This is a genomic window from Sphingopyxis sp. RIFCSPHIGHO2_12_FULL_65_19 (assembly GCF_001830555.1).
GTDB lineage: Bacteria > Pseudomonadota > Alphaproteobacteria > Sphingomonadales > Sphingomonadaceae > Sphingopyxis.
The window spans coordinates 68386-82390 of record NZ_MIAM01000027.1 but is presented as its reverse complement, the minus strand read 5'-3'; the positions used below and the strand labels follow the sequence as shown (position 1 = coordinate 82390).

The window sequence follows — 14005 nt, the reverse complement described above, 5'->3', positions numbered from 1 at the left end:
GGGGCTGGAGCAGGTCCCAAGGGTTTGGCTGTTCGCCAATTAAAGTGGTACGTGAGCTGGGTTCAGAACGTCGTGAGACAGTTTGGTCCCTATCTGCCGTGGGCGTCGAAATTTGAGAGGAGTTGACCCTAGTACGAGAGGACCGGGTTGAACATACCTCTGGTGTACCTGTCGTGGCGCCAGCCGCGCAGCAGGGTAGCTATGTATGGACGGGATAACCGCTGAAAGCATCTAAGCGGGAAGCCTCCCTCAAGATAAGATTTCATAGAGCCGTGGAAGACCACCACGTTGATAGATCGGATGTAGAAGCGCGGTAACGTGTGGAGCTAACCGATACTAATTGCTCTATTCGCACTTAAGAGTCCCGCCATCAACGACAAGCCTGACTGGTTTGTCCGCGAATGAGTGGATGATTGATCAGACAATATTGCACGGACATCGATTGAAACCCTTTTTGACCCTACGCCGGCTTCATTGCTTGGTGACCATGGCGTCAGTGACCCACCCGATCCCATCTCGAACTCGGCCGTGAAACCTGACAGCGCCGATGGTACTACCGCTTAAGCGTTGGAAGAGTAGGACGTCGCCAGGCATTGCAGCCGACGTAAGGTCGAAACGGAAACCCATTCACAAAGTTAGAGGCCGGCAGCGATGCCGGCCTTTTGCTGTTTCGGCGAACTCCCTTGGGATCGTCGTTGTTGGCGCGGGATGGAGCAGCCCGGTAGCTCGTCAGGCTCATAACCTGAAGGTCGTAGGTTCAAATCCTACTCCCGCAACCAGCAAGAAGCCCGCTTTCCCTAGGGATTAGCGGGCTTCTTTGTGTCTGGCGCCGGGATCAGGGATGGGTCAGGCGGCCCATTCGGCGGGATCGGATTCCTCGCCGATCAGCGCGAGGCCGTGCGCGATCGAGGTCAATTCGCCGCCCGTCGCGATGCGCTCGCTGCCAAATCGGTGGTCGAATAGCGCGCGGATCGCGGGGATCAACGACGATCCGCCGGTCAGGAAGACGCGATCGATCTGCGCGGGGAAAAGCTTGGCCCGCGCCAGCGCTGCGTCCATCGCCGCCTCGATGCGGGTGAGATCGTCGGCGATCCATCGCTCGAAATCGGCGCGGCGCACCTCGGCACCGATCTCGATCCCCCCGCCGCTGAAATGAAATTGCGCATGCTTGCTGCTCGACAGCGCGCGCTTGAGCTTGCCGACCGCATCATAGAGCGGAAATCCCTGCTCATGCTCGATCAGCGCGATCATGCGCTCGATCAGATCGGGGCGCTCGGCGTCGCGTTGCAGACGGCGGATCTCGTCGAGCGTTCGGCGGTTGCGCATCATCGCGAGGCGCGACCAGTCGCCGAAATCGGCGAAATAGCCGCCCGGGATATCGAGCAGTTTGTCGAACGAGCGATACTGGCTGCCCTTGCCGAGCAAAGGCAGCACCAGCCGGTCGACGATGCGATAATCGAAACGATCGCCCGCGATCCCGATCCCAGACGACGCGAGCGGCACACAGCGGCGCGCCGCGCCCGGTTCCGCGACGCGCACGATCGAAAAGTCGGTGGTGCCGCCGCCAAAGTCGGCAACGAGGATCGTCGCGGGTTCGGTCAGGCGCGAGGCATAGCTGTGCGCGGCACCGAGCGGTTCGTGGACATAATAGATTTCGGCGCCGAACGCCGAGAGCATCGCGTCATAGCGCTGGCGCGCGAGTTCGGGATCGGGCCGCGCCCCGGCATATTCGACGGGGCGCCCAACGATGATGCGGCGCGGCCGCTCGTCGAGCGCGCCGCCGGCGTGCGCAATGAGCCGTTGCAGGAACAGGCGCCCCATGTCCTCGAAGCGGAACGGCTTGTTGAAGATCATCGCGCGCTCGAACAACGGGCTCGCGGCGACGCTCTTGAACGACTGGATGAAACGGCTGTCCATCGGCGACTGCAGATATTCGTCGATCGCCCACGGGCCGGCCTCGTGCGCGATGCCGTTCCAGCCGCGCTCCTCTTCCCAGAAGCAGAGCGCCGATCGGAACACCGCATCGCCCGCGTCGCCGAATGCGATCAGCTTGGTGCTGCCCTGACCATCGGCCAGCGCGACGACGCTGTTCGTCGTGCCGAAATCGAGGCCGAGCGCGCTCGCGGCCGCCTTGTCCATGACATGCTCCTGTGCGGATGGGGAACCCCTTGGGGGCGGCGCCTATTGCACAGCAAGAACGGCGGAGCAAGCTTAAGCCTCGGGTCCCCAAGCGCGACAAAATGTGTCGACCGCGGCGTCGATTTCGTCCTGCAAGCGGCTGAGGTCGCGGCTTTCGGGAAGATTGAGGACGGCGAACTGATAGAGGCCCGACTGGAGCAGGCCGGCGAACTGCTGCATCGCGCGCATCGGATCGCCCATCCTGATCTCGCCGCGCACCATCTTTTCGGCCATCCAGTCGGCCATGCGTGCCTTCCCCCGGCGCGGGCCGCGGTCGTAGAAGGTTTCGGCGAGATGCGGGAAGCGGTCGGCCTCGCCGACGACGAGGCGATAGAGCGACAGCAAGGGCTTCGCGGTCAGCTTTGTCATCAAGACATTGCCGAAGCGGCGCAGCACGTCAGGCACGGGCTGGTCGATCGGCAGCTCGATGGTCAGCGCATCGCCATATTGTTCGACGATGCCGTCGACGACCGCGGCGAACAAATCCTCCTTCGACGGAAAATAAGTCCACAGCGTCGTTTTCGATCCGCCGACCTTGCCAGCGATCGACGACATTGTCGTTCCGGCGTAGCCATGCGCAAAGAACAGCTCGCGCGCCGCATCGACAAAGGCCTTGCGCCGTAGCGCCGCAGCGTCGTCGAGAGGTGCCGTACTGGCTGGTATCATTTCGATTGACAACCGATCCTCCGAGGTCCAATGGCGCATGATACCAGCTAGTATCGTTGGAAGCCATGCCCCGAAAAATTTTTCTCTCCACCGCTGTTTTCGGCCTGCTCGCAGGCTGCGCCGCCGTTCCCGACCTTGGTCCAAGACCGGCCCAGGTAGCGGCCGAGTCGCTGGCGTCGGCGGCAACGTTCGCGAACGCGCCAGGCGTCTGGCCGACAGAGGGTTGGTGGCAAGCTTTTGGCGACGACCAGCTCGACACACTGATCGCCGAAGGGCTCGCGGGTTCCCCCGACGTCGCGATCGCCGCGGCGCGGGTTCGCGCCGCCGATGCCCTGGCGCAACAGGCCGGGGCGGCGATGCTGCCCCGCGTCGGCGCCGAGGGCAGCGCGGGCGGCGTTCAACAAAGCAAGAATATGGGCATCCCGCCGACCTTCGTCCCCGACGGCATCCAGGATACCGGGCATGTTGCCGCGACCTTCGCTTTCGACCTCGACCTGTGGGGTCGAAATCGCGCCGCACTGGCCGCCGCGACGTCGGAAGCCGAAGCCGCGCGTGTCGATGCGGCGCAGGCGCGGCTGATGCTGACGACGGGAATCGCGGCGGCCTATGCCGACCTTGCCAGCTATCATCGCGCGCTCGACGTTGCGAAGGATGCGGTCCGCGTTCGCGCGGCCAGCGCCGCCTTGTCCAGCGCGCGCGCGCGGGCAGGGATCGAAAATCAGGCCAACCAGCGCCAGGCCGAAAGTCGCGCCGCATCGGCGCGCGCGGACGTTTTCGCGATTGAAGAGGCGATTGCGACGACGCGCAACCGGATCGCCGCCCTGCTTGGGGCCGGGCCCGATCGCGGTCTGGCGATCGAACGCCCGCACATGGCCCGGCCGTCGCTCGACTTGCCCGCGAATGCCGGGATCGACTTGATTGGGCGGCGTCCCGATGTTGCGGCAGCACGGCTGCGGGCCGAAGCTGCGGCGAAGCGCATCGACGTCGCGCGGGCCGATTTCTATCCGAATATCAGCCTGTCCGCGCTCGTCGGCTTGCAGTCGCTTGGGCTGTCGAACCTGTTCAAATCGGGCTCGGAATATGGCAACGCCGGGGCTGCGATCAGCCTGCCGATCTTTGACGGCGGGCGCCTTGCCGGCCGCTATCGCGGCGCCCGCGCGGATTATGATGCGATGGCGGCGTCCTATGACCGCACGCTGATCGAAGCGCTGCGCGATGTGGCCGACATCGTGGCAAGCCGCGCCGCGACCCAACGCCAGCTCGCGGGACGACGCGAGGCGCTGGCCGCAGCGGCCGAGGCGTCGAAGCTGGCCGAACTGCGTTACCGCGCCGGGCTGTCGAACCAGATCGTCCAGCTGACCGCCGAGGACAGCATGGTGGCGCTCGACCGCGCGGTTGCGGACCTGGAAGCACGTCAACTCTCGCTCGATATAGCCCTGATCCGCGCGCTTGGTGGCGGATATCGCGCGCCCAATCCAACAGGAGACGAATGATGGCCGACCAAACGGCTGCGACCGAAACCGGCGCTCCCGAATCCCCTCCCGAAACCAATGGCGCGCGGCGCGCGAAGCTGCTTCGCATCCTTGCCATCGTCGTCGTGACCGTCGCGATCCTTTGGGGCGTCTGGTATTTCCTGACGCAGGCGGGACGTGTCTACACCGACAATGCCTACGTCGGTGCGGATTCCGCGCAGGTCACCGCGCTTGTATCGGGGCCGGTCAAGGAGGTGCGCGTCAGCGGCACCCAGGCGGTGAAGAAGGGCGATATCCTCGTCATCCTCGACGATGCCGATCAACGCATTGCCGTCGCCGACGCCGAAGCGGCGCTGCGGCTCGCGCGTCAGCGTTTTGGACAGGCCGATGCCAACGCCGATGCCGCGCGTGCGCGCGTCGCTGCGCGCGCCGCGGACATCGGACAGGCGCGGGCGCGGCTGCGCGACGCCAATGCGACGGTCGAACGCGCGCGCGCCGAACTGGCGCGGCGTGAAAGCATCGCGGGCACCGGTGCGGTGTCGGGCGAGGAACTCACCGCCGCGCGTGCGGCGCTTGCCTCGGCATCGGCCGCGCGCGATCTGGCCGCCGCCGCCATCGCCTCGGCCGAAGCCACCCGCGGTTCGGCAAGCGGCGACCTGGGCGCCGCCGAAGCCGTCGTGCGCGGCACGACGATCAACACCGCCCCCGACGTCGCCGCCGCCGAAGCGCGGCTCGAAAAGGCGCGGCTCGACCTCGCGCGGACCGTGCTGCGCGCGCCGGTCGACGGCATCGTCACCAACCGGCAGGTCCAGGTCGGACAACGGATCGCCGCGGGCGCGCCGATCATGGTGCTGGTCCCGATCAGCACCGCCTATGTCGACGCCAATTTCAAGGAAAGCCAGTTCGAGGATATCCGCATCGGCCAGCCGGTCGAACTGGTATCGGACTATTATGGCGGCGACGTCGTCTATCGCGGCAAGGTCGTCGGCATCGCGGGAGGCACCGGCGCCGCTTTCTCGCTGATCCCGGCGCAGAATGCGACCGGCAATTGGGTGAAGGTCGTCCAGCGCCTGCCCGTGCGGATCGCCCTGGACCCCAAGCAGCTCAAGGATCATCCGTTGCGCGTCGGGCTGTCGATGGAAGCCACGATCGACACGCGCGGAAATTGAGCCATGGCAAGTGCCGCCACCTCCGCTTTGCCCGCCGACGGCCCGGCCGAGCCGCAACCGCTGACCGGGGTGCGGTTGATTGTCGCGGCGTTTGCGCTGGCGCTCGCCAATTTCGTCGTCGTGCTCGACACCACCATCGCCAATGTGTCGGTGCCGCATATTGCGGGCGGGCTCGCGGTCTCGCCGACGCAGGGGACATGGGTAATCACCAGCTATGCGGTGGCCGATGCGATCAGCGTGCCGCTGACCGGATGGCTGGCGATGCGGTTCGGCACCGTGCGCTGGTTCATGATCTCGATCATCGGGTTCGGCATTTTCTCTTTCCTGTGCGGCGTCTCGCGGACGCTCGACGCGCTCATTCTTTTTCGTGTGCTCCAGGGGCTGGCGGGCGGTCCGCTGATGCCGCTGTCGCAGATCTTGCTGCTGCGCATCTTTCCCAAGGAAAAGGCCGGTATCGGCCTTGCGATCTGGGCGATGACGACAACCACGGCGCCGATTCTGGGACCGATCCTGGGCGGAACGATCAGCGACAATTGGACGTGGCCGTGGATTTTCTTCATCAACCTGCCGGTTGTTGCCATCTGCGGGTTCGGCGTGTTCACCCTGCTGACCCCATTCGAGACGAAGCGGGCCAAGGCGCGGATCGACGTCATCGGCCTGATCCTTCTGGTCGTGTCGGTCGGCGCCTTCCAGATCATGCTCGACACGGGGCGCGAACATGACTGGTTCGGATCGACATGGATCGTCGCGCTTGGGGTGATTGCGGCGATCAGTTTTGCGGCTTTCGTGATCTGGGAACTCACCGACGCCAATCCGGTGGTGAACCTGCGCATCTTCCGCTTCCGCGGCTTCAGCTTTGCGACCATGGCGATATCCCTGGGCTTTGGCGCCTTTTTTGCGCAGGTCGTGCTGACGCCTTTGTGGCTGCAGCAGGTCGCGGGCTATACCGCGACGGAGACCGGATTCGTCGTCGCCTGGCTCGGGGTGTTCGCCGTGCTGCTGTCGCCCGTCGCGGCGGGACTGATCACGAAGATCGATGTGCGCGTCACCATTTCGGCGGGCATCTTGTGGATGGCGTTCATGTCGATCCTGCGCGCCAATTGGAACGCCGACGTCGGATATTGGACGCTCGCGCTGCCGCATATCCTGCAAGGGATCGGCATGCCCTTCTTCTTCGTCGGGCTGACCGCGCTCGCGCTGAGTTCGGTGCCGGCGCAGCACCAGACGTCGGCCGCCGGGCTGATGAGTTTCCTGCGGACATTATGCGGTGCGATCGGGACCGCGGTGGCGACGACCGCGTGGGACGATGCCAGCCGCACCTCGCGTTCCGAACTTGTTGCGTCGCTCAACCATCCCGACGCGACGATGACCACGTTGCAGAACGCCGGTTTCACACTCGAACAGGCGCGCGCGGCGATCGAGCGGCTGGTCGAGGTGCAAGCCTCGACTTTGGGCGTGATCCACCTGTTCCTTGCATCGGGGGTGGTGTTCGTGATCGCCGCCATATCGGTCTGGTTCGCCCCGCGGCCGAAACAGATTTCGATGGGTGGCGGCGGACACTGAACGTCGCCATCCTTGATTGAAAAGACCATGTGTCGCCGCGAAGGCGGGGACGCATCGCCCTCCGGTTCAAACTTGCGTCCATCGGAGATGGGCGCCCGCCTTCGCGGGAGCACAGGGCTTATTATCGACGGCGAGGACGCCTATTGGGCGAAGAGCTGTTCCAGATCTGCAAAAGCCTTGAACTCCAGCGCGTTTCCTGCGGGGTCGAGGAAGAACATCGTCGATTGCTCGCCCGGCTGGCCTGGAAAGCGTGTGTGCGGTTCGATCACGAATTGGATGTCCGCCGCGGCCAGCCGCTCGGCCAGTGCCCGCCAGTCGGCGGGCGGCAGCACGACGCCGAAATGCGGCACCGGCACATCATGGCCGTCGACCGGATTATGCGCGGCGGCGGCGCGCGGCGCGCTGGCGCGGTGGGCGACGATCTGGTGCCCGTACAGGTTGAAATCGATCCAGTCGGCGGCGCTCCGTCCCTCCGGGCAGCCAAGGATCGTCCCGTAAAAATGACGCGCGGCGTCGAGATCGTCGACGGGAAAGGCAATGTGGAAGGGAGCGATCGCAGCCATGGCGCCTGTTTGCCCGAGCGTTGCGGCAAACGCCAGTCCGGTCTTGGGCTGGGACGCCGAACATGCTAGGCGCGCGCCCATGCTGACAATCAATGGAATCACCGTACGCCTTGGCGGGCGCGCCATCCTCGAACGCGCCACCGCAAGCCTGCCGGCCAAAAGCCGGGTCGGGCTGATCGGGCGTAATGGCGCGGGCAAATCGACCTTGATGAAGGTGATGATCGGCCAACTGGAGGCCGACGAGGGCAGCATCGACATGCCGCGCAAGACGCGCGTCGGTTATATCGCGCAGGAAGCGCCGAACGGGACGGCGACGCCGTTCGACACGGTGCTCGCGGCCGACACCGAACGCGCCGAATTGCTCGCCGCGTCGGAGACCGAGCAGGACCCCGACAAACTCGGCGACATCCACGAGCGGCTGATCGCGATCGACGCCTATACGGCGCCCGCACGCGCCGCGCGCATCCTGATCGGGCTCGGTTTCGACGAGGACATGCAGGGCCAGCCGCTCGACAGTTTTTCGGGTGGGTGGAAGATGCGCGTTGCCCTGGCGGCCTTGCTCTTCTCCGAACCCGACCTGCTGTTGCTCGACGAACCCTCGAACCACCTCGACCTCGAAGCGACTTTGTGGCTCGAAAATTTCCTTCGCGCCTATCCGGGGCAGCTTGTGGTGATCAGCCACGAACGCGACCTGCTCAACAATGTCGTCGACAATATCCTTCACCTCGAAGGCGGCAAGGTGACGCTTTATGCGGGGGGGTATGACGCGTTCGAGCGCCAGCGCGCCGAACGCGCGGCGCAGCTTGCCGCGGCGAAGGCGTCGCAGGATGCTCAGCGCGCCAAGTTGCAAGACTATGTCGCGCGCAACAGCGCGCGCGCCTCGACCGCGAAACAGGCGCAGTCGCGCGCGAAATTGCTCGCGAAGATGCAGCCGATCGCGGCGCTCGCCGAGGATCAGACGTTGAGTTTCGATTTCCCGAGCCCCGACGAACTGAAGCCGCCGCTGATCACGCTCGACTTGGCGAGCGTCGGTTACGCGGACAAGCCCGTGCTCCAGCGGCTGAATCTGCGGATCGACCCCGATGACCGCATCGCGCTGCTCGGCCGCAACGGCAATGGCAAGACGACGCTCGCGCGCCTGCTCGCGGCGCAGCTCAGCCCGATGGCGGGCGCGATGGCGGCGTCGGGCAAGATGCGCGTCGGCTATTTCACCCAATACCAAGTCGAGGAACTCGACGGCAGCGATACCCCGCTTGCGCATATGACGCGGGTGATGGAGGGCAAGACCCAGGCCGCGATCCGCGCCCAGCTCGGCCGCTTCGGCTTTTCGGGCAACAAGGCGACGACCGAGGTCAAAAAGCTGTCGGGCGGCGAACGCGCGCGGCTCGCGCTCGCGCTGATCACCCGCGATGCACCGCACCTCCTTATCCTCGACGAACCGACGAACCATTTGGACGTCGATGCGCGCGAGGCGTTGGTGCAGGCACTCAACGACTTCGACGGCGCGGTGGTGCTCGTCAGCCACGACCGCCATATGCTCGAACTCACCGCCGATCGCCTTGTGCTTGTCGATGACGGCACCGCGCGCGAATATTCGGGCAGCATGGATGATTATGTCGACCTGATCCTCGGCAAGGGCCCGCAAAAGGACCGCGTGTCGAAGGCCGACAAGAAGGAAGACCGCAAGGCTGCGGCTGCGGCGCGCGAGGCGGCGGCGAAGATCAGGAAGGACATTTCGGACGCCGAAGCCGACCTCGCCAAATATGAGGTCGTGCTCTCGGCGATCGATCGCGCGATGTTCGATCCGCAGGGTGCGGCCAGCGAATATAAGGGTCTGACGATGAGCGAATTGTCGCAGCGGCGCGGCAAGATCGTCGCGGCGCAGGAAGCCGCCGAGGCGCGCTGGGTCGCGGCGAGCGAGGCGCTGGAGGCGTTCGAGAAGGCGGCGGCCTGAGCATTCCCCTGCCGTCACCCCGGACTTGATCCGGGGTCCAGCCATCGCGGCGGCGATGGGTGCCAGATCAAGTCCGGCATGACGAAGCGATCATGGGCTGCCTCGCATTGACTCTATAACCTCAATCCATCATAATAGTTTCAATTGAAACTAGATGGGAATGCGACATGGCCGACCTTTTCGATAATCCGCTGGGCCTCGACGGCTTTGAATTCGTCGAATTTTCGGCGCCCGAAAAGGGCATTCTCGAACCCGTGTTCGCAGCGATGGGCTTTACCCAGATCGCGCATCACCGGTCGAAGGACGTCCAGTTGTGGCGCCAGGGCGGCATCAACCTGATCGCCAATTACGAACCCAAATCGCCCGCGGCCTATTTCGCCGCCGAGCATGGCCCGTCGGCGTGCGGCATGGGCTGGCGCGTCCGTGACGCCGCCAAGGCATATAGCGAAGCGATCGAACGCGGCGCCGAGCCGGTCGAGGTCAATCCCGGCCCGATGGAACTGCGCCTGCCCGCGATCCGCGGCATCGGCGGCTCGATCATCTATCTGATCGACCGTTATGGCGACGACCTCAGCATTTACGACATCGACTTTGTTTACGAAGAAGGCGTCGATCGGCACCCCGTCGGGGCGGGCATGCAGCTGATCGATCATCTGACGCACAATGTCTATGGCGGCCGCATGGCGCATTGGGCGGCGTTTTATGAGCGCATCGCCGGCTTCCGCGAGATCCGCTATTTCGACATCAAGGGCGAATATACCGGCCTGACGTCGAAGGCGATGACCGCTCCCGACGGCAAGATCCGCATCCCGCTCAACGAAGAGGGCGCGGGCGGCAAGGGCCAGATCGAGGAATATCTGCGCGCCTATAATGGCGAGGGCATCCAGCATATCGCCTTCAGCTGCGACGATCTCTACGCCGCGTGGGACAAGCTCAAGGCACTCGGCAACCCCTTCGCCCCCGCACCGCCGGCGACCTATTATGAGATGCTGGACGATCGCCTGCCTGGACATGGCGAACCCGTCGGCGAGTTGCAGTCGCGCGGCATCCTGCTCGATGGATCGACAGAGGATGGCGACCCGCGGCTGCTGCTTCAGATTTTCGGCCAGACCGTCATTGGCCCGGTCTTCTTTGAATTCATCCAGCGCAAGAAGGACGAGGGGTTCGGCGAGGGCAATTTCACCGCGCTGTTCAAATCGATGGAAATGGACCAGATCCGCCGCGGCGCGCTGACCGTCGAGGAACCTGCCGAATGACCAGCCCGATCAAATTGGGCGGCGTCCACCACGCCGCCTATCGCTGCAAGGATGCGAAGGAAACGGTCGAGTGGTACGAGCGCATGCTCGGCATGACCTACACCACCGCCTTTGCCGAGGACCATGTGCCGTCGACCGGCGAATATGATCCCTATATGCACGTCTTCCTTGAGGCGGGGAACGGCAACATACTGGCGTTTTTCGAGCTGCCTAACCAGCCCCTCATGGGCCGCGACGAGAATACGCCCGCATGGGTCCAGCATCTGGCGTTCAAGGTCGGCAGCTTCGACGAGCTGGTGGCGGCGAAGGCGCATCTGGAAAGCGAAGGCGTCGACGTGCTCGGCCCGACGCACCACGGCATCTTCAAGTCGATCTATTTCTTCGACCCCAACGGCCACCGTGTCGAACTGGCGTGCGACATCGGCACCGCCGAACAATATGCCGAGCTGAAGCGCGTCGCGCCGCTGATGCTCGAGGAATGGAGCCAGACGAAGAAGGCACCGCGTCACGCGGATTGGCTGCACACGGCGGCAAACGAGTAGATCATCTAATTTTGTGTCCCCGCGAAGGCGGGGACCCATCTCCTTTGGGTTCAAAATAGCATCGACCGGAGATGGACCCCCGCCTGCGGGGGGGGCACGGAGGGGTTTCTACTCCCGATCCAGCCCGATGCTTTCCAAGGTCGCGCCGCTGCATTTATCGGCCTGTTTCGCTTCACCGTCGCCCGACAGCGCGCCAATGACCAGAAAACCCGCGACGACCGCGACGACAAATGCGCCCGTCACCCACACCAGATATTTGTCGATAAACGCCTTGATCGGCGCCCCGAACAATTTGAACAAGATGCCGACGAGCATGAACGAAAAGGCCCGGCTGGCAAGGCTTGCCCACAAGAAGGTCCAGAAGCTCATGTGGATGAAACCGGCGGTGATCGTCAGCAGTTTGAACGGGATCGGCGTCGCGCCCTTGATCAATATGATCTCGGCTCCGAACTCACGCAAATAACAGGCGGCCGGCGGGAATGCGTCGGTAAGGCCGAGCACTCCAAGCAGCCACAGTCCGACGCTTTCATAAAGGAAGAAGCCGATCGCATAGCCCAGCATACCGCCGGCGACCGACGCCAGCGTGCAGATGATTGCATAGCGAACCGCCTTTTGCGGATTGGCGAGGCACATCAGCCCCAGCATCGGATGCGGCGGGATCGGGAAAAAACTTGCCTCGACAAAAGAGACCAGCGCCAGCCAGAACTCGGCATGCGGGTGCGCTGATTTTTCCATGGTCCAGTTATAGAGGTTCTGGATCAGGGATTTGTTGCGGGCAGTGGCGGTCATGCTGGTCCTTGCTGCGACGCCGCCATTGCGACCTTCGCGACCCCTATGCCGTTCGTGCCGCGCGAAGTCGAGATGCCCATCGAGATTGCGTTATGCCGATGGGCATCTCGACTTCGCTCGATGCGAACGGAGGAGAGGGCTTAGTGGCGGAAATGCCGCATCCCGGTGAACATCATCGCCAGCCCGGCCTCATTCGCCGCAGCGATCACCTCGTCGTCACGGATCGAGCCGCCCGGCTGGATCACGCAGGTCGCGCCGGCCTCGACCGCGGCGAGCAATCCGTCGGCGAAGGGGAAGAAGGCGTCGCTCGCCACCGCGCTGCCGACGGTGCGCGGGGCTGCCCAGCCGTGCGTCTCGGCGGCTTCGCGCGCCTTCACCGCGGCGATGCGCGCGCTGTCGCGGCGGTTCATCTGCCCCGCGCCGATTCCCGCGGTCGAGCCGCCCTTGGCATAGACGATCGCGTTCGACTTCACATGCTTGGCGATCGTCCACGCGAAGAGCGCATCGGCGAGTTCCTCCTCGGTCGGCGCGCGGTCGGTTACGACCTTGAGGTCCGACAGGCCGATTCGGCCATTGTCGCGGCTCTGCGCCAGCCAGCCGCCGGCGATGGTCTTGAGCATCAGTCCGCCGCGCGCCGGATCGGGCAGATCGCCCGTCAGCAGCAGGCGCAGGTTCTTTTTCTTCGCAAACGCTGCACGCGCATCGGCGTCGGCGTCGGGGGCGCAGACGACTTCGGTGAAGATGCCGCTGATCGCCTCGGCGGTCGGCCCGTCGAGCGGCCGGTTGACCGCGATGATGCCGCCGAACGCCGAAACGTCGTCGCACTTCAGCGCCGCGTCATAGGCCTCTGCGATCGTCGCGGCGGTCGCGACGCCGCAGGGGTTGGCGTGCTTCACGATGACGCAGGTCGGATCGGCCTCGCGGAATTCGGCGACGAGTTCGAGCGCGGCATCGGCGTCGTTGATATTATTGTAGCTGAGTTCCTTGCCCTGCACCTGCTGCGCCTGCGCGATCCCGCGCGATGCCGGGCCGGCGGGCAGGTAGAGCGCGGCTTGCTGGTGCGGATTCTCGCCATAGCGCAGCTCGGTCGCCAGCTTCGCGGTCAGAGGCAGCGTGTCGGGGAACAGCTTGCCCTGGTCGGCAAAGGCGAACCAGCTTGCGATCATGCTGTCATAGGTCGCGGTGTGCGCGAAGGCGGTCGCGGCGAGGCGCTTGCGCAACGCCAGCGTGGTCGCGCCGCCATTGGCGTCCATCTCGGCGATCACAGCCGCATAATCCTCGGGCTCGGTGACGATGCCCACGAAGGCATGATTCTTTGCCGACGAGCGCACCATCGCCGGGCCGCCGATGTCGATATTCTCGATGATCTCGTCGCGCGCCGCGCCCTTGGCGACCGTCGCGGCAAACGGGTAGAGGTTGACGACGACAAGATCGATGGCGCCGATGCCATGCTCCTTCATCGAGGCGACATGCGCCGCATCGTCGCGCACGGCGAGAATGCCGCCATGGACCGTCGGGTGGAGCGTCTTGACGCGCCCGTCCATCATCTCGGGAAAGCCGGTGAGGTCGGCGACGTCGAGGACTTTGTGACCCGCGTCGCGCAGCGCCTTGGCCGTGCCGCCGGTCGATACCAGCTCGACGCCGTGGCGAACGAGCGCAGCGGCAAGCTCGGCGAGCCCTGCCTTGTCGCTGACGGACAGGAGGGCGCGGCGGACGGGAATCAGGTCGGTCATGGGAAGGGCCTCGGCTGGCGATGGGATGACGCGGCCCCCCTAGGCGGCTGGGCTTGCTACCGCAAGCGGCGTTGACCCTTAAAAGCGCCGTGCACCCGAAGGCGGGCGCCCATCACCGGC

General features: G+C 64.7%; 11 protein-coding genes, 1 tRNA gene and 2 rRNA genes. 9 read left to right on the top strand and 5 right to left on the bottom strand.

The window, feature by feature from the left end; all coding sequences use genetic code 11:
- From A3E77_RS09295 to A3E77_RS09285, 3 genes are all read left to right on the top strand, one after another.
- Positions 1 to 359: ribosomal RNA gene (locus tag A3E77_RS09295) — 23S ribosomal RNA — on the top strand; the annotation flags it as partial.
- Positions 360 to 477: 118 nt separating this feature from the next.
- Positions 478 to 592, top strand: a 5S ribosomal RNA gene (rrf, locus tag A3E77_RS09290).
- A gap of 110 nt (positions 593 to 702) precedes the next feature.
- Positions 703 to 779 (top strand) — tRNA-Met (locus A3E77_RS09285).
- A 67-nt stretch (positions 780 to 846) separates the two neighbouring features.
- Here A3E77_RS09285 and A3E77_RS09280 read toward each other — a convergent pair.
- Together A3E77_RS09280 and A3E77_RS09275 are read right to left on the bottom strand one after the other, a co-directional pair.
- Positions 847 to 2139 (bottom strand): Hsp70 family protein, encoded by a 1293-nt coding sequence (locus A3E77_RS09280; RefSeq protein ID WP_293645206.1) that lies wholly within the window; start codon positions 2137 to 2139, stop codon positions 847 to 849.
- A gap of 72 nt (positions 2140 to 2211) precedes the next feature.
- Complete coding sequence (locus A3E77_RS09275) at positions 2212 to 2844, bottom strand: TetR/AcrR family transcriptional regulator (protein WP_293645204.1); 633 nt, start codon at positions 2842 to 2844, stop codon at positions 2212 to 2214.
- 65 nt (positions 2845 to 2909) lie between these two features.
- Between A3E77_RS09275 and A3E77_RS09270 the strand changes: the two genes are divergently transcribed.
- From A3E77_RS09270 to A3E77_RS09260, 3 genes are read left to right on the top strand one after another with little or no spacing between them, the layout of a single operon-like run.
- Positions 2910 to 4337 (top strand): efflux transporter outer membrane subunit, encoded by a 1428-nt coding sequence (locus tag A3E77_RS09270; RefSeq protein ID WP_293645202.1) that lies wholly within the window; start codon positions 2910 to 2912, stop codon positions 4335 to 4337.
- On the top strand, positions 4337 to 5485 hold the full coding sequence (locus tag A3E77_RS09265; RefSeq protein WP_293645200.1) for an HlyD family secretion protein: 1149 nt from the start codon (positions 4337 to 4339) through the stop codon (positions 5483 to 5485). Before A3E77_RS09270 ends, A3E77_RS09265 begins: the two co-directional genes overlap by 1 nt.
- Positions 5486 to 5488: 3 nt before the next feature.
- Positions 5489 to 7048 (top strand): DHA2 family efflux MFS transporter permease subunit, encoded by a 1560-nt coding sequence (locus A3E77_RS09260; RefSeq protein ID WP_293645198.1) that lies wholly within the window; start codon positions 5489 to 5491, stop codon positions 7046 to 7048.
- A gap of 140 nt (positions 7049 to 7188) precedes the next feature.
- Here the strand turns inward: A3E77_RS09260 and A3E77_RS09255 are convergent, their stop codons facing one another.
- On the bottom strand, positions 7189 to 7611 hold the full coding sequence (locus A3E77_RS09255) for a VOC family protein (RefSeq protein WP_293645196.1): 423 nt from the start codon (positions 7609 to 7611) through the stop codon (positions 7189 to 7191).
- Between the two features lie 79 nt (positions 7612 to 7690).
- Here A3E77_RS09255 and A3E77_RS09250 point away from each other — a divergent pair, with 79 nt between their 5' ends.
- The 3 genes from A3E77_RS09250 to A3E77_RS09240 all read left to right on the top strand — a co-directional run bounded on the left by A3E77_RS09250 (position 7691) and on the right by A3E77_RS09240 (position 11363).
- Complete coding sequence (locus A3E77_RS09250) at positions 7691 to 9565, top strand: ABC-F family ATP-binding cassette domain-containing protein (protein WP_293645194.1); 1875 nt, start codon at positions 7691 to 7693, stop codon at positions 9563 to 9565.
- Positions 9566 to 9732: 167 nt separating this feature from the next.
- Positions 9733 to 10821, top strand: coding sequence for a 4-hydroxyphenylpyruvate dioxygenase (hppD, locus tag A3E77_RS09245; protein WP_293645192.1), 1089 nt, complete (start codon positions 9733 to 9735; stop codon positions 10819 to 10821).
- Positions 10818 to 11363 (top strand): VOC family protein, encoded by a 546-nt coding sequence (locus A3E77_RS09240; RefSeq protein WP_293645190.1) that lies wholly within the window; start codon positions 10818 to 10820, stop codon positions 11361 to 11363. Before hppD ends, A3E77_RS09240 begins: the two co-directional genes overlap by 4 nt.
- Before the next feature lie 108 nt (positions 11364 to 11471).
- On the opposite strand, the gene A3E77_RS09235 is transcribed toward A3E77_RS09240, so the two are convergent.
- Together A3E77_RS09235 and purH are read right to left on the bottom strand one after the other, a co-directional pair.
- A complete protein-coding gene (locus A3E77_RS09235; RefSeq protein WP_293645216.1) occupies positions 11472 to 12125 on the bottom strand; it encodes a YqaA family protein in 654 nt (217 codons plus the stop codon).
- A gap of 167 nt (positions 12126 to 12292) precedes the next feature.
- A complete protein-coding gene (purH, locus tag A3E77_RS09230) occupies positions 12293 to 13885 on the bottom strand; it encodes a bifunctional phosphoribosylaminoimidazolecarboxamide formyltransferase/IMP cyclohydrolase (RefSeq protein ID WP_293645188.1) in 1593 nt (530 codons plus the stop codon).
- Between the last annotated feature and the right edge of the window lie 120 nt (positions 13886 to 14005).

Coding starts and splice junctions, on each gene's coding strand:
- A3E77_RS09270 (WP_293645202.1), top strand. CDS start 2,910: ATGCCCCGAAAAATTTTTCTCTCCACCGCTGTTTTCGGCCTGCTCGCA.
- A3E77_RS09250 (WP_293645194.1), top strand. CDS start 7,691: ATGCTGACAATCAATGGAATCACCGTACGCCTTGGCGGGCGCGCCATC.
- A3E77_RS09255 (WP_293645196.1), bottom strand. CDS start 7,611: ATGGCTGCGATCGCTCCCTTCCACATTGCCTTTCCCGTCGACGATCTC.
- A3E77_RS09260 (WP_293645198.1), top strand. CDS start 5,489: ATGGCAAGTGCCGCCACCTCCGCTTTGCCCGCCGACGGCCCGGCCGAG.
- hppD (WP_293645192.1), top strand. CDS start 9,733: ATGGCCGACCTTTTCGATAATCCGCTGGGCCTCGACGGCTTTGAATTC.
- A3E77_RS09265 (WP_293645200.1), top strand. CDS start 4,337: ATGGCCGACCAAACGGCTGCGACCGAAACCGGCGCTCCCGAATCCCCT.
- A3E77_RS09240 (WP_293645190.1), top strand. CDS start 10,818: ATGACCAGCCCGATCAAATTGGGCGGCGTCCACCACGCCGCCTATCGC.
- purH (WP_293645188.1), bottom strand. CDS start 13,885: ATGACCGACCTGATTCCCGTCCGCCGCGCCCTCCTGTCCGTCAGCGAC.
- A3E77_RS09275 (WP_293645204.1), bottom strand. CDS start 2,844: ATGATACCAGCCAGTACGGCACCTCTCGACGACGCTGCGGCGCTACGG.
- A3E77_RS09280 (WP_293645206.1), bottom strand. CDS start 2,139: ATGGACAAGGCGGCCGCGAGCGCGCTCGGCCTCGATTTCGGCACGACG.